Below are 18826 nucleotides of genomic sequence, written 5' to 3'. Positions count from 1 at the left end.
ATTCGGTTATGAGCAAGCAGCGAAGCGGATTGTGAAGATCCGCTTTGACAAAAGGTTCAAATTTTTTATTTTATCTCATACAGAGGAGGTGAGAAAAGAGAATGGAGGTTGATATCTCCGGTGCAAAAGTCTTTTTTACGATCCCGATCGATTTTCCGCTGTTCGGGAAAATTCAGATCAGCGAAACGCTGGTGGTAAGCTGGATTGTAATGGCACTCATTACCGGACTTTGCATCTGGCTCACAAGAGATTTGAAGATACGGAACATCTCCAAACGCCAGGCGGTGGCAGAAATGATTGTGGAGACCGCAAATAAATTCGTCATCGGCAACATGGGAGAAAAATTCCGGTATCTGATTCCTTTTGTGTCGGCGCTTTTCGCGACCAGCGTTGTCTCGAACCTGATCAGCCTGATCGGACTTCGAAGTCCGACAGCAGATCTTTCTACCGAGGCGGCCTGGGCTGTTGTGGTTTTCATCATGATCACCACACAGAAGATCAAAACCAACGGTTTTGGCGGATATCTGAAGGGCTTCACGACTCCGATTGCGGTTATGACACCGTTTAACGTTTTGTCGGAGCTCGCAACGCCGATCAGTATGGCGTGCCGTCACTTTGGAAACATCCTTTCCGGCGTTGTTATCAATGCCCTGATCTACGGATCGCTGGCACTGGCAAGCGGAAAGCTGCTGGGACTGCTTCCCGGCGTGCTCGGAAGAACCCTTTCACAGATCCCGATTCTGGACGTCGGTGTCCCGGCTGTTCTGTCGGTCTATTTTGACTGGTTCTCCGGCGTGATGCAGGCCTTTATTTTCTGTATGCTGACTGTCATGTACATTGCGAATGCAGCAGAAGAAGGCTAAAGAGATTAAAAAATGAGGTTTACAAAAAGAAAATACAGGAGGAAAACAAGATGGATTTTCAGATTTTAGCAAAAGGTATCGCTCTCGCAGGATGCGCAATCGGCGCAGGATGCTCCCTGATCGCAGGTATCGGACCTGGTATCGGTGAAGGTAACGCCGTAGCAAAGGCACTTGAGGCAATCGGACGTCAGCCGGAATGCAAAGGTGATGTAACAAGTACGATGCTTCTTGGCTGTGCGATCGCAGAGACCACAGGTATTTACGGTTTCGTAACCGGCCTGCTTCTGATCTTCGTAGCACCGGGAATGTTCATGAACTTTCTGAAATAGTTGCAAGGAGTAAATGATTGCTAGGAGGAAAGAAACTATGCAGGTTCAGGAACTGGTAGGAATTGTCCCCTGGACTTTTATCGCACAGATCTGCAACCTCTTCATCCAGATGTATCTGATCAAACGGTTCCTTTTCAAACCGATCAATGAGATGCTGGAAAAACGGCGTGCGGCAGCCGATGCGGAGATCACAGACGCAGAGGCGGCAAAAAAAGAAGCCAACGCCATCAAAGAGGAATATGAGCAGAATATGCAGGAGGCCAAGGCAAAGGCCAACGAGATTCTCGAAAGCGCCAGAAAGACAGCGACGCTGCAGAGCGAGAAAATCGTAAAAGAGGCTTCCGAACAGGCAGCTGCCCTGAAAAACAAGGCAGAAAAAGAGATTGCCCAGGAGAAAAAGAAAGCGGTCAATGAAGTCAAAGGCGAGATCGGCGGCATTGCCATGGATATTGCCGGAAAGGTCATTGAACGTGAGATTAATGAAAAAGACCATGAGAAGCTGATAGATGAATTTATATCGAATGTAGGTGAAGCATCATGACAGAAACTGCCAGAGTATACGGTGGGAGCCTGTATGAGCTGGCCGCAGAGGAGCATCTCGAAGAGGAAATCCTTTCCGAGATGAAGGAGATCCGAGCTCTGTTCCGGGAAAACCCGGAGTATCCGCGCCTTTTATCGGAGCCTTCGATTCCGCGAAAAGAGCGGATCGGGCTGATCGACGCGGCATTTGGCAGCCAGGCGGAACCGTATTTGGTCAATTTTATCAAACTGCTGTGTGAAAAAAATCTTCTCCGTGAATTCGGCGGATGCCAGGAAGCATTCCAGCGCAGATACTACGCAGCCCACAATATTGCTGAGGCAGTTGTGACGAGCGCAGCATCCCTGTCGAAGGAACAGGAAGAGCTTCTGAAGAAAAAACTGGAAACAATGAGCGGAAAAACGGTCGTGATGGAACTGAAAACCGATCCGTCCGTTCTGGCGGGTGTCCGCGTAGAACTCGACGGAAAGCTGTTTGACGGAACCGTAAAGGGACGTTTGTCCGAGCTTTCCAGAAGAATCAGCGATACAGTGGTGTAGGAGGAAAACATGCAACTGAAACCAGAAGAAATATCCAAGGTCATCCGCAGCCAGATCAAATATTATGAAAATGCGATCCGGCAGGATGAGACAGGCACCGTTCTGATGGTCGGAGACGGAATCGCAAGAGCCAGCGGTCTTTCGAACTGCATGGCGGGCGAGCTGCTGGAGTTTGAGGATGGAAGCTATGGAATGGCACAGAACCTCGAGGAAAACAGTGTATCTGTCGTTTTATTCGGTTCCGGCGAGAACATCAGCGAGGGACAGCTTGTAAAAAGAACGGGAAAGGTCGTTTCGGTTCCGGTCGGAGAAGGTATGATCGGACGCGTTGTCAACGCGCTCGGCCAGCCAATCGACGGCGCAGGCCCGATTACGGCAGCAGAGTACCGTCCGATTGAAAGCCCGGCACCGGGCATCTGTGAGAGAAAAGGTGTTAATCAGCCGCTGCAGACCGGTATTAAAGCGATCGATTCCATGGTTCCGATCGGAAGAGGTCAGCGAGAGCTGATCATCGGAGACCGTCAGACCGGAAAGACAACGATCGCAACCGATACCATTCTGAATCAGAAAGGCAAGGATGTGATCTGTATCTACGTTGCCATCGGACAGAAACGTTCGACAGTAGCGTCCTTAGTAGAAAATCTTGAGAAGAACGGCGCAATGGCGTACACCATCGTCGTGGCAGCGACGGCATCCGAAGCGAGCCCGCTGCAGTATATCGTACCGTATTCCGGCTGTGCCATGGGCGAGTACTTTATGTATCAGGGAAAAGATGTGCTGATCATTTATGATGACTTAAGTAAGCACGCGGTTGCATACCGTGCACTCTCCCTGCTGATCCGCCGTCCGCCGGGACGTGAGGCTTATCCGGGAGATGTTTTCTATCTCCATTCCAGACTTCTGGAGCGTGCCGCAAAGCTGGACGATGAACACGGCGGCGGATCCATGACGGCCCTGCCGATCATTGAGACCCAGGCAGGCGATATTTCCGCCTATATTCCGACGAATGTCATCTCCATCACAGACGGACAGATTTTCCTTGAGACAGAGCTGTTCCACTCGGGCGTTATGCCGGCGGTAAACCCTGGCGTATCCGTATCCCGTGTCGGTGGAAATGCGCAGATTAAGGCGATGAAGAAGGTAGCCGGAACTCTGAAACTGATCTATTCCCAGTACCGCGAGCTGGCAAGTTTTGCACAGTTCGGATCCGATCTGGATGCCGATACAAAGGCGCGTCTGGAGCAGGGTGTGCGTATCGTGGAAGTATTAAAACAGAACCAGAATGCACCGGTTCCGGTAGAAAAACAGGTGGCCATTCTTTATGCGGTAACGAAAGGAATTCTGTCAAAGGTTGCAGCTGAGGATGTCCGCGCCTATGAGGACGGACTGTATACCTGGCTTGATACCGATGCAGAGGGTGCTGCCGTGATGCAGGAGATTTCCGCAACCGGAAAACTCGAGGCAGATACCGAAGAGAAGCTGAAAAGTGCGCTCGAATCGTACACCGAAAACTTTATCAATACAAGACCTGCAAAATAAGGAAAGAAGGAGGAGCCTATGGCTGCAAATATGAAAGCCGTAAAGCTGCGGATCAAAAGTGTCGAAAGCACGATGCAGATTACCAAGGCGATGGAACTTGTAGCGTCCTCCAAGCTGCGAAAAGCGAAGGAGCGGGCTGATACCTGCCGTCCGTATTTTCAGGAGCTGTACCGCACTTTGCAGGATATTGCAAAAGGAAACACGGAATTTTATTCCATTTATGCAAAAAAGGCAAAAAACGAGAAATGCTGCTACGTGCTGGTTGCCGGAGACCGCGGCCTTGCGGGCGGATACAACGCGAATCTGTTCCGATGCTTTGAGGCAGATGCCAAAGGAAAAGAGATCTGTGTGGTTCCGGTCGGCAAAAAGGCAGTGGAGTATGCAAAATCCCGGAAGCTGGACATTCTGACGGACAGCTTTGCCGAGATCGCAAATCTTTCTGTGGCAGACAGCTTTGAGATCGCGCGCGCACTGTGCCGTGAGTTCCGGAAAGGGACCTTCGGACATGTGGAGCTTTGTTACACAAAATTCGTGTCGATGCTGTCGCAGATGCCGGTTTCCGTGCCGATCCTGCCTCTGATTGACATTGCAAAAGAGGACGGAGAGGATCCGGAAGCGAAAAAAATCCGGAATCTGATCCTGTATGAGCCAAACGGTGTCGAGGTATTCGAAGCGATTGTGCCGGAATACTTAGGCGGCCTGATCTACGGCGGTATCTGTGAGAGTGTGGCAAGTGAGCTTGCGGCACGCCGTACCGCAATGGAGGCGGCAACGGGAAATGCAGAGGAGATGATTGAACAGCTCAATCTGTATTACAACCGTGCCCGTCAGGCAAGCATTACGCAGGAGATCACGGAGATTGTCGGCGGTGCGGAAGGCGTGTAAGAGTGGAAACAAGAAAAGTGAGGAGAAGTCGTTAAATGAGTGAAAAACACATTGGCGAGGTTGTGCAGGTAACGGGTCCTGTTCTGGACATCCGTTTTCCGGAAGGAGAGCTGCCGGCACTTCTGAATGCCATCGAGATAGACAACCACGGCGAGAAGCTGGTTGTGGAAGTGGCGCAGCAGACAGGCGACAACATGGTTCGCTGCATTGCCATGAAGTCCACAGACGGACTTGTCCGCGGAACGAAAGCAGTCGACACGGGCGGCCCGATCGCCGTTCCGGTCGGAGAGGAGTGCTTAGGCCGCGTGTTCAACCTGCTCGGTGAGACCGTAGACAATAAGCCGGCACCGGAAACAGCAGAAAAATGGCCGATCCACCGCGATCCGCCGTCCTATGAGGAACAGGTTCCGGCAACGGAAATCCTCGAAACCGGAATCAAGGTCGTTGACCTGATCTGCCCGTATGCCAAGGGCGGAAAAATCGGTCTGTTCGGCGGTGCCGGCGTTGGAAAAACAGTCCTTATCATGGAGCTGATCCACAACGTGGCAACGGCACACGGCGGACTTTCCGTTTTCACCGGTGTCGGAGAGCGTACCCGTGAAGGAAATGACCTTTACAACGAGATGAAAGAGAGCGGTGTTATCGACAAGACAGCACTGGTCTATGGACAGATGAACGAGCCGCCGGGAGCGCGTATGCGTGTCGGACTTTCCGGCCTTACCATGGCAGAATATTTCCGTGATGTGAAAAATCAGGATGTGCTGCTGTTCATCGATAATATTTTCCGATTTACGCAGGCAGGTTCCGAGGTTTCGGCTCTGCTTGGCCGTATGCCGTCCGCAGTAGGATACCAGCCGACGCTGGCAACCGAGATGGGCGCACTGCAGGAGCGTATTACTTCCACAAGAAAGGGATCCATCACATCGGTACAGGCTGTTTACGTGCCGGCCGATGACCTGACCGACCCGGCTCCGGCAACAACGTTTACCCATCTGGATGCCACGACGGTACTTTCCCGTGAAATCTCCAGCCAGGGTATTTACCCGGCTGTTGATCCGCTCGATTCTACCAGCCGTATCCTGACACCGGAAATCGTAGGCCATGAGCACTATGAGGTAGCACGTGCCGTACAGCAGGTGCTGCAGAGATACAAAGAGCTGCAGGATATCATCGCCATCATGGGTATGGACGAGCTGTCCGAGGAGGATAAGCTGACGGTCAGCCGTGCCCGTAAGGTACAGCGTTTCCTGTCTCAGAGCTTCTCGGTAGCGGAACAGTTTACCGGTATGGAAGGAAAATACGTGCCGTTAAAAGAAACTCTGCGCGGATTCCGCATGATCCTTGACGGCGAGTGCGATGATCTTCCGGAGAGCTGCTTCCTGTTTGCAGGAACCATCGACGAGGTATTTGAAAAAGCAAAAGCACTGAATCAGTAAAGGAGGAATGACGTATGAGTACATTTCCTTTACGTGTCGGCACGCCGGACGGACTTCTCTATGAGGGTGACGTAGCGCGCGTTGTCTGCAGAACCATCAGCGGCGACCTGGCAATTCTGCCGGGGCACTGCAATTACTGCACTGCACTCGGTATGGGCGAGGCGCATATTGTGCTGGAGGACGGAACGAGAAGAAATGCCGCCTGCATCGGCGGAATGCTTTCCATGATGAACGGGGTCTGCCGTGTCCTGGCAACAACCTGGGAGTGGGAAGAGGATATTGATGCAGAGCGCGCCGAGGCTGCCAAACACAGGGCCGAGCAGGCGCTGGCAAACGGCGGTCTGACAGACAAAGAATACCGTATTGCCGAAGCCAAGCTGCAGCGTGCGCTGGTGCGGCTGAGTGTAAAAGAATAAAAAACAAAAAGCCTTCGACGAATTCAGAAAAATCCTATCGTCGGAGGCTTTTTTAATTTACAGGAAACTTCGTTGAAATTTCCTGTGTGTCTTTAAAGAGCAAAAATTCCGCAGATTAAGAATCCCGCTACGGCGAGAGCAGCACTGATCAGGACGTAAGGAAACTGCGACACGGCATGCGACATATTGTCAATCTCGCAGGTCGCGGAGGAAAGAACCGTTGCGTCGGAATAGAAGCATGCATGGCTTCCGAAAACACCGCCGGATACGACAGCACCAAGTGCCAGGAGTACATTAGCATCAAGGGCGATGGCAAGCGGAACAACGATGGAAACGGCTACGGCCTCAATTCCCCAGAAAGAGCTGGTGACAAAGGTCAGAACTGCAATGACAACAAAAATAATAGCTGCCAGTGTTTTGGCATTCATATACGGAACACACAGGTTGATGACGTATTCCGAGAGTCCCATTTCGCCGCAGGCAGTCTTGATCATAAAGGATGCAAGAAGAATGGCGAGAACCGGAAGAATATCTGCAAAGCCGGCAAAGAACAGTTCCACGTACCGCGTAAAGGTCATTTTTTTCCGCGGAAGATAAAGAATCATACAGGAAGCAAGAGCAAGAATAATCGCCTGCATCATATCCTGTGTGGCTACTGTCACACCGATCAGAATTCCGATGGGAATCAGAAAATCCAGTATATTTCCGGCATTGGTATTTTCGGGCGGGTAATCAACGCTCATTCCGGCCATGGCAATGTCAACGGAAGGGGCATTGTGCATTTTGGGATGCTCCGGTGTCTGCTCTTTCTTTTCCAGATCGGTATAGGCATCTTTCATTTTTCCGAGCTTTGGCATCAGTTTGCAGGCAAACAGAACCACAACCAGAAGTGCAGCCATGGGATAAAACATATAAGGAAGCACTTTTAAGTAAACACTCATACCGGTGGAAAAGCCCATATTGAGAATGTCCGGTTCCTGAATAAAAACACCGGAATAAAAAACTACCCAGGTGGAAAAGGGAATCAGTGCACAGACAGGTGCACCGGTTGAGTCAATGATATAGGCAAGGGCCTGGCGTGGGACTTTTCGTTTATCACAGACATCCTTCATACAGGTTCCAACGGTCATGATGTTAAGATAATCATCGACAAAAATAATGATTCCGAGAAATACCGACATCATCATGGTGATCCGTTCATTTTTACAGAAACGGCTTAACAGGTTGGAAAAACCAAGTGTTCCTTTTGCCTCGCGGAGCAGGAAGATGAAGCCTCCGAACAGTCCGCAGAGAAGAAGAATATACTGGTTATCTGCGTTGCTGATCTCCGAAAGCAGCAGATCACACCAGGGTCCGATAAAAGCCGCTTTGTACATGATGAGATAGGCAACCAGGGTTCCGAAAATCAGAGCTTCGAAAGATTTTTTTGTTTTTAATGCAAAAATCAGCATCGCTGCAGGCGGCAGCAGACATAAAACTCCATATTGCATAGCGGTTCTCCTTTGTAGTTAGAATATGTGATGCAGCGTACCGCTGTAGGAAGCGACGGGGCTTTACTGTTTCGTCATGATACGGTAGGTTTCCGGCCGCCGGTCACGGAAAAGGCCCCAGGAAAAACGTTCTTCGCGCAGGTTATCCAGATCAAAGGAAGCATACAGGATTTCCTCGGTATCTCTTCCGGCAGATGCCACGAGTTCACCGGTTGCATCGGCAATAAAGGAAGAACCGTAGAAAGTAAGAGAAGAGGACTGGCCGCCATTTTCTTCACAGGGCATTACGGTTTCAGTACCAATCCGATTTGCAGCAGCAACCGGAACAAGATTTGCAGCCGCATGTCCCTGCATGACGCGTCGCCAGTGCCCGCTGCTGTCTACATTCAGGATCGGCTCACTTCCGATAGCGGTAGGATAGAGCAGGATTTCAGCACCCTGAACGGCCATGCATCGTGCTGTTTCCGGAAACCACTGATCCCAGCAGATGCCGACGCCGACGGCTCCGAAACGTGTTTCAAAGACCTTGAATCCCGTATCCCCGGGAGTGAAATAGAATTTTTCCTGATAAAAATGGTCGTCCGGGATATGGGTCTTGCGGTAAACGCCAAGAATGGATCCGTCTGCATCAATCATGGCAACCGAGTTGAACAGGCGCTGAACATCCCTTTCATAAAAGCTGACCGGAATCACGACTCCAAGTTCTACGGCAACGGACTGAAAGCGCCGGACGGCGGGATTTTCTGTCAAGGGCATGGCATAATCATAATAATCGTATCGCTTTTCCTGACAAAAATACGGTCTTTCAAACAATTCAGGAAGAAGGATGAGATTGGCTCCGTTGGAAGCGGCTTCACGGACCAGAGTCTCTGCTTTGTCTATATTTTCCTGTACCTGACTGCAGCACGAAAACTGCAGTGCGGCAATTTTTATATTTCGCATAATCTGTTTCCTCTTTTCTTTGCCGGAATCTGCTGGGTAATACAGTGAATGTTGCCTCCGCCGGTCAGAATGACGCGTGCATCGATCGGAAGGATTCGTCGATCCGGGAAGCATTTTCCGAGAATTTCTGCAGCCACGGTGTCGTTTTCATCGCCGAACCGGGGAAGAAGGACACAGTGATTGGCAAGGTAAAAATTGATATAACTGGCGGCAAGACGTTCGCCGGCTTCCCGCTGGTCTTCGCCAGCTTCAAAATTATAGCCGAGAAGATCTTCTTCTGTAATACAGATGGGATGCTTTGGAATGGGCAGCTTGTGAATTACAAAGCTTCGTCCCTTCGCGTCAACGGTATGGGAGAGAAGATCAAAAGCGGATCTGCTTCTGGCATACTGAGGATCGTTTTCGTCATCTGTCCAGGCAAGAAGTACTTCTCCTGGCTTTACAAAGCAGCACATATTATCGATATGGCCGTTGGTTTCATCGTTGTAAATACCAAAAGGCAGCCAGATGATTTTCTCGACCGAAAGATACTGCCGCAGCTTTTCTTCAATTTCCGCTTTTGTAAGAGAAGGATTGCGCCCCGGACTCAGCAGACATTCTTCGGTCGTAAGCAGAGTTCCTTCCCCGTCGACATGGATGGAGCCGCCTTCCAGAACAAAGGGGCGGGCATTATAGAAGGAATCTCCGAGAAAATTGCAGATTCGTTCCGGAACCTCACGGTCATGTTCAAAGTGGGAGTAAAGACCGTCATACTGGCCGCCCCAGGCGTTGAATTCCCATTGAATGCCTCTTCGCCCACCCTGATCGTTAATCACAAACGTAGCGCCGGTATCTCTTGCCCAGGCATCCTCTGTTTGGGCTTCGATCAGATGAATCCGGTCGGAGGAAAGCAGTTCCTGTGCAGATGCCTTATCCTGTGGCCGGACGAAGAGATAAACCTGCTCATAAGCGGCAATTGCTTCTGCAATTTCTGCAAATGCCGCTCTTGCCGCTTTTGCCCCGTAATTCCAGGAACCGGGACGCCACGGCCAGATCATCAGCGTGCCTTCGTGGGGCTCAAATTCGCCCGGCATGTAAAAGCCATCGGCTTTTGGGGTTCTAAGACAATCGGTTTTTGAAATCTTCATATCCAAACTCCTTTATCATTCGGCAGTTTCCAGCTTTGTCCATCACCGCGATGGAAGGGAGTGGGATTCCGTTAAAGGTATTGGTTTTTACCATCGAATAAATCGCCATATCTTCAAAATACAGTCTGTCACCGATCCGGATTTGGGAATCGAAGGAATATTCGCCGATTACGTCGCCCGCCAGGCAGGTATTGCAGGAAAGGCGGTAGGTATAAGGCTTTTCCCCGGGCAGTCCGCTGCCTTTGAGCGGAGGGCGGTACGGCATCTCAAGCACATCCGGCATATGGCAGGCAGCGGAAGTGTCAAGAATTAAAATTTTTCCGTTATTTTCAACAATATCGAGAACTTCCGTGACATTGTAGCCTGCGTTTAAGGCAACTGCTTCCCCGGGCTCCAGGTAAATCTGAAGACCATACGTTTCTTTCATATGGTTGATACAGGAAATCAGGCGTTCGATATCGTAATCCTCACGGGTGATATGATGTCCGCCTCCCATGTTAAGCCAGTTCATTTTAAAAAGCCACTTGCCGAATTTTTCTTCCACGGCGCGCAGCGTGGTTTCCAGATCATCCGAATTCTGTTCACAGAGGGTATGAAAATGAAGACCGTCCACAAGATCGGCCAGTTCGTCTGTAAAATCGCAGGCGCGGATGCCCATGCGGGAGCCGGGCGCACAGGGATCATAAATCGCATGGCCTTCCTGCGTGGAGCATTCCGGGTTGATGCGAAGTCCGGCTTTTGCGGTTCCGGAAGCCTTAAGTACGGGGAGGTACGTTCGGAGCTGCTTTTCTGAATTGAAAATAATGTGATCGCAGATCTGTGCGAGCTCTTCCATATCCTGCGGGCGGTAGGCCGGAGAATACACATGATTCTCCAGCCCCATTTCTTCCTTGCCAAGCCGCGCCTCATAGAGTCCGCTGGCAGTCGTTCCGCTGATATATTTTCGAATCAGCGGATATTCCGAAAAACAGGAAAAGCATTTCTGAGCCAGCAGAATTTTTGCACCGGTGCGTTCTTCTACCTGGTGCAGGATCTTTAAGTTTTCTTCCAGTTTGCCTTCATCAATGACAAAACAGGGAGTTGGCAGTTCGTTTATCTTATACATAGGCTTAATCTACTAAAACAGGATTTTCTACGACCTTCCACGGAAGACCCCACTTGTTGAGTGCTTCCATATACGGATCCGGATCGAATTCATCTGTGGTGTAGACACCCGGCTTGTTCCAGAGACCGCTCACGACCATCATGGTTCCGATCATGGCCGGAACGCCGGTGGTGTAGGAGATCGCCTGAGACTCTACTTCCCGGTAGCATTCCTGGTGGTCACAGACATTGTAAATGTAAATGCTTCTTTCTTTTCCGTCCTTGATACCGGTAAAAATACAGCCGATGTTGGTTTTACCCACGGTGCGCGGGCCAAGGGTGGAAGGATCCGGGAGAAGCTCTTTTAAAAACTGGATCGGTACGATCTGCTGTCCGTTGAAGGTAATCGGAGTGGTGGAGAGAAGTCCTACATTTTCCAGACATTTCATATGGGTCAGATAGCTCTGGCCGAAGGTCATGAAAAAGCGGATTCTTTTTACGCCCGGGATATTTTTTGCAAGAGCCTCAATTTCTTCATGGTGAAGAAGGTACATATCCTTCTCGCCTACCTCATCGAAGTTATATTCCCGTTTGATCGACATTGGCGGAATTTCTACCCAGTGGCCGTTTTCCCAGTAAGAGCCGGGAGCGGATACCTCGCGGAGGTTGATTTCCGGATTGAAGTTGGTTGCAAACGGATATCCGTGGTCGCCGCCGTTGCAGTCCAGAATATCAATCGTGTGAATTTCATCGAAATAGTGTTTCTGTGCATAGGCTGCAAAGACACTGGTGACGCCCGGGTCAAAGCCGGTTCCGAGAAGACCGGTGATGCCGGCTTCCTTGAAACGGTCCATATAGGCCCACTGCCAGGAGTAATCAAAGTAAGCAGAAAAGCCAAGCTCTTCGCATCTCTTTTCGTAGATTGCACGCCATGCCGGATCATCCGTATTTTCTGCTTCGTAATTTGCAGTATCGATGTAAGGAACCTTACATGCGAGGCAGGCATCCATAATGGTAAGATCCTGATAAGGAAGAGCCAGATTTAATACGGCATCCGGCTGATACTGTTTGATTAAGGCGATTAATTCTTCTGTGCAGTCGGCATCCACCTTTGCTGTTGTGATAATGGTTTTTGTGGTCGGAGCCAGCTTTTCTTTTAAAGCATCGCACTTGGAAAGGGTGCGGCTTGCAATCATAATTTCAGAAAATACTTCACTGTTCTGGCAGCATTTGTGAATGGCTACGGATGCAACACCGCCGCATCCGATGATCATAACTTTGGACATTGTTTGGTTCTCCTTTTTCAGAAAATGGTGTTGGGTTCATCTTTGGCTATAAGCACGAAAAAAAGACAGATGACGTGCATCATCTGTCTAAAAATCGAAATTTATACATGATCGTATTGTGCAAACTTCAGGGGATGGACAAAAATCCAGGCTTCCCCCTGTTTTCCTATGCAGAAATATATAGTCACGTACTCTTATTGACCGTTTCATAAGATGATGTGCTCGTCGTAGAGCATCGATTATAAAGTAATCAACTCATAAAATTTGCGCTTTTAACGCAATCAATAATGTGGCTCTTAACCACGCTCGGCAACTACCCCTGCCTGTCCGTCGGTTTTTTACCAGAGGCATATATTTTGCATAAGAACAGAATTGTTCGCTTGCAGTTCCAAATTATAAAGTGAAATGACATGGATGTCAAGAAAAATTTGTGAAACTATTCAGAGCCATGCGAAATGGAAGAAAAATCACAGGGTGATCCAGTAACGCTCCAGTGTTTTGTTTTCATCGGCACGATAAGCGGTGCCGTCGAACCGGCCGCCATTTTTCAGGATCGTTCTGCGGCTTCCTTCGTTGGTATCCAGGCAGCAGACCAGAATTTCGGAAAGGCCGAGGCTTTTGCAGTACGGCTGCACATTTTTCAGCATCCAGGAGGCATAGCCTTTTCTGCGTTCCGACGGGCGGACGGAGTAGCCGATGTGGCCGCCCAAGGTGCGCAGAAAATCGTTCAGGTAGTGGCGCACCTGAATCATGCCGACAAGGCGGTTGTCTGATTTGCGGATGCACAGAAACTGTGTTGCGAGAACCATGCCCTCCGGCAGAGTCTCCTCTCTGGTATACCGCATGGTATCTTCAAGATACGCCTTCATATCATCAAACCGGCGAAGCGGTCCGCAGCCGTCCATGGAATCGCTGTTTTCCAGAAAATCGTTCCGGTAGGCGGCGAGTTCGGCGAAGTATTCCTCCGACGGTTCAACTAACATCAGTTCATCGTTCATCCTTAGCATTTCTCCGGTTCCGGATACTCGACGCCGAAGGTCTCAACGGTAACGGTAGCCATTCTCTGCGGCTGCAGCGGTTTGTCGCTGTAGTCGGTGTTGACAGATGCGATTTTATCTACGACTTCCAGGCCTTCTGTTACTTTTCCGAAAGCAGCGTATGCGCCGTCCAGATGCGGAGCAGCTTTGTGCATGATGAAGAACTGGCTTCCTGCGCTGTCCGGGAACATGGTACGTGCCATGGAGAGAACGCCTGGGGTGTGTGCGAGGTTGTTCTCAAATCCGTTCTGGGAGAACTCACCCTTGATGCAGTAATCCGGGCCGCCGGCGCCTGTGCCAGCAGGATCTCCGCCCTGGATCATGAATCCCGGGATGACGCGGTGGAAGATCAGGCCGTCATAGAAGCCTTTTTTTACCAGACTGATGAAATTGTTTACGGTGTTCGGCGCGATTTCCGGGTAAAGCTCTGCTTTCATCACATCGCCGTTTTCCATAGTAATTGTAACGATTGGGTTAGACATAATTGTTTTCCTCCTGATTTTTTTACGATTTTTTGATAAGACGTAAGTAGCCATTTTTCGAAGAAAAATGAGCGGATTACGAATGTTTTTGATGATTACTGGAGTGCAAAGCACGTAGCGATCTGGTATCAAAGGGGGCAAACCCCTTTTTTCAGATCATTACTCCAGGAATGTCTCATGGATCGCACGCATTGCCTGATCTGCGTATGCTTCGTCGATCAGGGCAGTGATGCGGATTTCTGAGGTGGTAATCATCTCGGTATTGATTCCTGCATTGGCGAGCGCGCCGAACATTTTGGCAGCCACGCCCGAATGGGAGCGGACACCGGCTCCGATGACGGAAATCTTTGCCACGTTCTCATCATAATCCAGCTTTTTGATGCCGAGCGAATCCTTATTGTCGTTCAGCACATCGATCGTGCGCAGCATATCCGGCTTTGCAACGGTAAAGGAAACGGACTTTGTGCCGTCCTTTCCGAGTGACTGGATCATGACATCGATGTTCAGATTGTTCCGATCCAGTAAATTTAAGAGGCGGAACGTACTCTCCGGATCGTTGCCAAGGCCTGCAACACGGATTTTTGCCACATTTTTGTCGGCAGCCACGCCGCTGATTAACATTTTTTCCATTTTGGTTTTCTCCCTTACCATCGTTCCGGAATTCCGGTTCAGACTGGAGCAGACCAGAAGTTCCACGCCGTATTTTTTTGCGATTTCCACGCATCTGCTGTGAAGGACTTTTGCGCCGAGCGAAGCCATCTCCAGCATTTCATCGTAAGTTACCTCTTCCATCTTGCGCGCATTCGGTACAATCCGCGGATCTGCGGTGTAGACGCCGTCTACATCCGTGTAGATTTCACAGACATCCGCGTGCAGCTCTGCAGCGAGGGCAACCGCAGTCGTATCGGAGCCGCCGCGTCCGAGCGTTGTGATATCATCGTATTTGTTGATCCCCTGGAAGCCGGTGACAATGACAATTTTGTTGTCATCCAGCTCTTTACGGATGCGCTCGGTGTCGATCCGTTTGAAGCGCGCGTTCTGATAATCGGAGGTCGTGTGCATCGGTACCTGCCAGGCATTTAAAGAAACAGCACTGACGCCCATCTGAATCATGGTTATGGCCATCAGGGAAACGGAAACCTGTTCACCGGTGGCAAGAAGCATATCCATCTCGCGGCGGGACGGTTTTTCCGTAATCTGTTTTGCGGTTGCAATCAGTCCGTCCGTCGTTTTTCCCATCGCGGAGAGAACGACAACGACCTGGCTTCCGGCCTGCTGTTTTTCGATGCAGCGCTGTGCTACATTGCGGATGTGCGCAAGATCTGCGACGGAGCTTCCGCCAAATTTCATTACAGTCAGCATAACAGTTTTGATCTCTTTCCTTTTTGATTTACGCGGACAAAAGCGCAGAGCGTGTTTTACCGCGTTTTCCGGGCCGAAAAAACAGGAGTGGGACGTTTTGGGGCCGCGAAACTCTGATACATAGTATAGCGAAAACAGATAGAAAAAGCAAGGAAAAGCACAAGGAAAAGCACAAGGAAAAGCGGTTTCGTTCTGCGGTTGTATTACCTTTTTGTTTGTGTTAAAATGATAGGCAGAAAAAGAGGAGAAGAAAGCATATGATCATAGAAACAAATTCTGCGTCGGAGACGCTTGCCCTTGGCGAAAAGCTGGGAAAAGCGGCGAAGCCTGGCCAGATTTATACATTAAACGGAGACCTTGGTGTTGGAAAAACCGTTCTGACGCAGGGCTTTGCAAAAGGACTTGGCATCACAGAGGCAGTCAACAGTCCCACATTTACCATTATTCAGGAATATACGGAAGGACGTCTGCCATTTTATCATTTCGATGTTTACCGGATCGGTGATATAGAAGAAATGGAAGAAATCGGATACGATGATTATTTTTTCGGTGAGGGTGTCTGCCTGATCGAATGGGCAGAACTGATTGAAGAGCTGATCCCGGAGGGTGCGATTTCGATTACGATAGAAAAAGACCTCGAAAAAGGGTTTGATTACCGGAAAATTACGGTAGAATAAAAGAAAAAAATCCTGAATGTGGTGGAAAAACAAAAGGAAATCGTAAAGATTCCTGTTTCCGGCAGACTGCCAAAATGAGTTGCACAGGAAGGAAATATCGGAAAGGAAACAAAAAATTATGAAAATACTTGCACTGGACAGCTCCGGCCTGGTGGCTTCGGTGGCTGTTGTTGAAAATGACACACTGCTTGCGGAATACACCGTAAATTATAAAAAAACACATTCCCAGACTCTGCTTCCGATGCTGGATGAAATCTCGAACATGACAGAGCTGGATCTTTCGACGATCGATGCGATTGCAGTTGCCGGAGGTCCGGGCTCGTTTACCGGTCTTCGCATCGGTTCTGCAACAGCCAAGGGACTTGGTCTGGCACTTGAAAAACCACTGATTTCCATTCCAACGACGGCGGCAATCGCGTACAATATCTGGGATACTGACAAATTTGTCTGCCCGATCATGGATGCGAGAAGAAACCAGGTCTATACCGGAGTTTACTGCTACACGGATCATCGTCTCGATACGGTCTGGGAACAGGATACGATGAGCATTGAGGCACTGGCGGAGGGCCTGAACTGCCTCGACCACGAAGTGATTTTCCTCGGGGACGGCGTTGCGGTTTACCGGGAAAAATTAGAGGCACTGCTGACGATTCCGTTTTCCTTTGCACCGGCACACGTCAACCGCCAGAGAGCGGCAGCCGTCGGAGCACTGGCTGAGGTTTATTACAAAGAAGGTAAGATTCAGACGGCAGAAGAGCACGAGCCGGAATACCTGAGAAAATCGCAGGCGGAGCGTGAAAGAGCGGAGCGGGAATCTGTGAAGCATGCCGATGTGGTGAAAAAACAGGAGAACGGAGAAAAAAGCGAATGATCACAATCCGTGAAATGCAGATCGATGATCTGGAGCAGGTGATGCCGATTGAGGAGGCCAACTTTTCGATTCCGTGGACAGAAACCGGATTTTTTACATTTCTGATCCGTGACGACGCACTGTTTCTTGTAGCAGAGGAGGACGGTGAAATTTTAGGATATCTCGGAATCCTGATTTCCTTTGATGAAAGTGAGATCACAAATGTCTGCGTGGCAGAAAAAGCGAGAAGACGCGGCATCGGCCGTGCACTGATGGAAGAGCTGTTCCGTCGGATGCAGGAGAGAAAGGTGCGCGTCATTCATCTGGATGTGCGCATCGGCAATACGCCGGCACGGAATCTGTACGAGAGCCTCGGCTTTGTACAGGACGGCATGCGGAAGGGGTACTACGATCTCCCGAAGGAGGACGCAGTGCTGATGAGCCGGACGGATGAATCGGTTCCGAAGAGGTAGAGAGAAATCGTTATTGTATACGCATTTAACGCACAGGACTTTCCTTTCATTCCCAGTAGGAATGGCGGGAAAGATGTGTTACAATCGACAGGACACAGGAGAATCTGATTTCTGTTTTGTGTCAGGAACGAAGAAAGAAACGTTTTTTGATACACGGGAGGAAGAAAAATGCGGAAATACAACAAAAACACAAATGAGCTGGAAGCGGCGGTGTGTAACTGCTGCGGAAAAAGCATGAAAATACAGAATGGAATGCTGCTGGAGGGGATCTGCTCGGTCGACACGACGTGGGGGTACTTTTCCGGGAAGGACCTGGAAAAGCATGAGTTTGATCTGTGCGAGGAGTGCTACGATCGGATTACATTGTCGTTTGCGGTTCCACCGGAAATTTCGGAGGACACGGAGGTTTAGAATTTCGGGCAGTTCGGCATCGTTCTGGAAGAAAGGGGAAGGTGCAATGCAAAGAGGTTTTACGATTCAGTCGAAGGTGGATGGACTGATGCTTGACGGGCTTGTGGTGGAGCCGGAGGAGGGCGTACAGCGGACGGCGCTTCTGCAGCTCAGCCATGGAATGAGCGAATACAAGGAGCGGTATCTGCCGTTTATGGAGTTTATGGCGGAACACGGTGTAGTGTGTGTGATTCATGATCACCGCGGGCACGGAAAGAGTGTGAAGTCGGAGCAGGATCTCGGATTTATGTACGGCGCAGGCGGCGCAGGGCTTGTGGAGGATCTGTTTCAGGTTACGGTATGGGCAAAAAAAGAGTACCCGGATCTGCCGTTTATTCTGATGGGACACAGTATGGGATCCCTGGTTGTGCGCACGTATGCGAAGGAGCATGATAGGGAGCTGGATGCGTTGATTGTGTGTGGTTCACCGAGCAAGAATTATCTGCGGCCGCTGGGTGCGGCTGTAGGACACGCAGAAGCGGCGGTGCTCGGGGATGAGCATCGGAGCAATCTTCTGGAGGCGATGTCGTTTGGATCGTTTGCGGCGCGGTTTGCGGATGAGAAGAGCCGGTTCGCCTGGTGCTGTTCGGACCCGGAGGTGGTGCGGGAGTATGAAGAAAACCCACTCTGTGGCTTTACGTTTTCGGATGATGCTTTTTTTGCGCTGAATGACCTGCTGAAGGAGACGTATGGATTCCATGGATGGCATTGCACAAACCGGAAGCTGCCGGTGCTGTTTTTGTCCGGCGGGGATGATCCGTGTTATGTGAATGTGCGGCGCTTTAAAAAATCCATTGACCATATGCGGCTGATCGGGTACCGCAATGTCAGAGGAAAGCTGTATCCGGGAATGCGGCATGAAATACTGAATGAGAAAGAGAAGTACCGCGTGTATGGCGATGTCTGGAAGTGGTTGAAGAAAGAAAAAGTGGTGGGGAATGTGGAGGGGGGAAGCACACCCCCGCAGACCCCGGACGGCGCTCTGGCAGGGAGCGGCGGTGTTTGATCATTTTTTGAAAAAA

21 protein-coding genes are annotated in these 18826 nt (G+C 50.1%); 13 read left to right on the top strand and 8 right to left on the bottom strand.

All coding sequences use genetic code 11. The annotated features are described in order from the left end of the window. The first annotated feature begins 101 nt into the window (after positions 1-101). The 8 genes from DWX26_RS03580 to atpC are packed head-to-tail and all read left to right on the top strand — an operon-like array spanning position 102 to position 6545. Positions 102-863 (top strand): F0F1 ATP synthase subunit A, encoded by a 762-nt coding sequence (locus DWX26_RS03580; RefSeq protein ID WP_022462450.1) that lies wholly within the window; start codon positions 102-104, stop codon positions 861-863. Between the two features lie 50 nt (positions 864-913). After that, complete coding sequence (gene atpE, locus DWX26_RS03575; protein ID WP_022462449.1) at positions 914-1192, top strand: ATP synthase F0 subunit C; 279 nt, start codon at positions 914-916, stop codon at positions 1190-1192. A gap of 37 nt (positions 1193-1229) precedes the next feature. Beyond that, a complete protein-coding gene (atpF, locus tag DWX26_RS03570) occupies positions 1230-1733 on the top strand; it encodes a F0F1 ATP synthase subunit B (RefSeq protein ID WP_022462448.1) in 504 nt (167 codons plus the stop codon). After that, positions 1730-2269, top strand: coding sequence for an ATP synthase F1 subunit delta (gene atpH, locus DWX26_RS03565; protein ID WP_055227961.1), 540 nt, complete (start codon positions 1730-1732; stop codon positions 2267-2269). Before atpF ends, atpH begins: the two co-directional genes overlap by 4 nt. A gap of 9 nt (positions 2270-2278) precedes the next feature. Beyond that, the gene (atpA, locus tag DWX26_RS03560; RefSeq protein WP_055220549.1) at positions 2279-3808 is read left to right on the top strand and encodes a F0F1 ATP synthase subunit alpha; all 1530 of its coding nucleotides are present in this window, start codon (positions 2279-2281) and stop codon (positions 3806-3808) included. 18 nt (positions 3809-3826) lie between these two features. Continuing rightward, complete coding sequence (gene atpG / locus DWX26_RS03555; RefSeq protein ID WP_118600870.1) at positions 3827-4693, top strand: ATP synthase F1 subunit gamma; 867 nt, start codon at positions 3827-3829, stop codon at positions 4691-4693. A 35-nt stretch (positions 4694-4728) separates the two neighbouring features. Continuing rightward, a complete protein-coding gene (gene atpD, locus DWX26_RS03550) occupies positions 4729-6129 on the top strand; it encodes a F0F1 ATP synthase subunit beta (RefSeq protein ID WP_022462236.1) in 1401 nt (466 codons plus the stop codon). A 14-nt stretch (positions 6130-6143) separates the two neighbouring features. Beyond that, complete coding sequence (atpC, locus tag DWX26_RS03545; RefSeq protein WP_022462237.1) at positions 6144-6545, top strand: ATP synthase F1 subunit epsilon; 402 nt, start codon at positions 6144-6146, stop codon at positions 6543-6545. 92 nt (positions 6546-6637) lie between these two features. On the opposite strand, the gene DWX26_RS03540 is transcribed toward atpC, so the two are convergent. The 8 genes from DWX26_RS03540 to DWX26_RS03505 all read right to left on the bottom strand — a co-directional run bounded on the left by DWX26_RS03540 (position 6638) and on the right by DWX26_RS03505 (position 15354). Further along, complete coding sequence (locus tag DWX26_RS03540) at positions 6638-8035, bottom strand: Na+/H+ antiporter NhaC family protein (RefSeq protein WP_118600869.1); 1398 nt, start codon at positions 8033-8035, stop codon at positions 6638-6640. Positions 8036-8098: 63 nt separating this feature from the next. After that, positions 8099-8977, bottom strand: coding sequence for an N-carbamoylputrescine amidase (aguB, locus tag DWX26_RS03535; protein WP_118600868.1), 879 nt, complete (start codon positions 8975-8977; stop codon positions 8099-8101). Continuing rightward, positions 8965-10104, bottom strand: coding sequence for an agmatine deiminase (gene aguA, locus DWX26_RS03530; protein ID WP_118600867.1), 1140 nt, complete (start codon positions 10102-10104; stop codon positions 8965-8967). The genes aguB and aguA overlap by 13 nt, the downstream gene beginning before the upstream one ends. Next, positions 10076-11209, bottom strand: coding sequence for a carboxynorspermidine decarboxylase (nspC, locus tag DWX26_RS03525; protein WP_055266398.1), 1134 nt, complete (start codon positions 11207-11209; stop codon positions 10076-10078). Before nspC ends, aguA begins: the two co-directional genes overlap by 29 nt. Positions 11210-11213: 4 nt before the next feature. Beyond that, positions 11214-12473: a saccharopine dehydrogenase family protein gene (locus DWX26_RS03520; protein ID WP_055266396.1), complete on the bottom strand. Its 1260-nt coding sequence runs from the start codon at positions 12471-12473 to the stop codon at positions 11214-11216. A 467-nt stretch (positions 12474-12940) separates the two neighbouring features. Next, positions 12941-13471, bottom strand: a complete 531-nt coding sequence (locus DWX26_RS03515) for a GNAT family N-acetyltransferase (protein WP_070103697.1) — start codon at positions 13469-13471, stop codon at positions 12941-12943. Positions 13472-13473: 2 nt separating this feature from the next. Next, positions 13474-13992, bottom strand: coding sequence for a peptidylprolyl isomerase (locus DWX26_RS03510; RefSeq protein WP_055227969.1), 519 nt, complete (start codon positions 13990-13992; stop codon positions 13474-13476). Between the two features lie 159 nt (positions 13993-14151). After that, positions 14152-15354, bottom strand: coding sequence for an aspartate kinase (locus DWX26_RS03505; RefSeq protein ID WP_117813770.1), 1203 nt, complete (start codon positions 15352-15354; stop codon positions 14152-14154). 257 nt (positions 15355-15611) lie between these two features. On the opposite strand from DWX26_RS03505, the gene tsaE reads away from it, so the two are divergent. From tsaE to DWX26_RS03480, 5 genes are all read left to right on the top strand, one after another. Continuing rightward, positions 15612-16031, top strand: a complete 420-nt coding sequence (gene tsaE, locus DWX26_RS03500; protein ID WP_022462246.1) for a tRNA (adenosine(37)-N6)-threonylcarbamoyltransferase complex ATPase subunit type 1 TsaE — start codon at positions 15612-15614, stop codon at positions 16029-16031. Positions 16032-16149: 118 nt separating this feature from the next. After that, a complete protein-coding gene (gene tsaB, locus DWX26_RS03495; protein ID WP_117509348.1) occupies positions 16150-16902 on the top strand; it encodes a tRNA (adenosine(37)-N6)-threonylcarbamoyltransferase complex dimerization subunit type 1 TsaB in 753 nt (250 codons plus the stop codon). Further along, complete coding sequence (gene rimI / locus DWX26_RS03490) at positions 16899-17354, top strand: ribosomal protein S18-alanine N-acetyltransferase (RefSeq protein ID WP_179973062.1); 456 nt, start codon at positions 16899-16901, stop codon at positions 17352-17354. Before tsaB ends, rimI begins: the two co-directional genes overlap by 4 nt. Before the next feature lie 168 nt (positions 17355-17522). Next, positions 17523-17765, top strand: coding sequence for a hypothetical protein (locus tag DWX26_RS03485; protein WP_022462249.1), 243 nt, complete (start codon positions 17523-17525; stop codon positions 17763-17765). 46 nt (positions 17766-17811) lie between these two features. Continuing rightward, on the top strand, positions 17812-18810 hold the full coding sequence (locus DWX26_RS03480; protein WP_118595005.1) for an alpha/beta fold hydrolase: 999 nt from the start codon (positions 17812-17814) through the stop codon (positions 18808-18810). Positions 18811-18826: the final 16 nt, after the last annotated feature.

The sequence above is a fragment of the Blautia sp. AF19-1 genome (assembly GCF_003479155.1).
Classification (GTDB): Bacteria; Bacillota; Clostridia; order Lachnospirales; family Lachnospiraceae; genus Fusicatenibacter; species Fusicatenibacter saccharivorans.
This window is presented reverse-complemented; position numbering and strand designations above follow the sequence as displayed.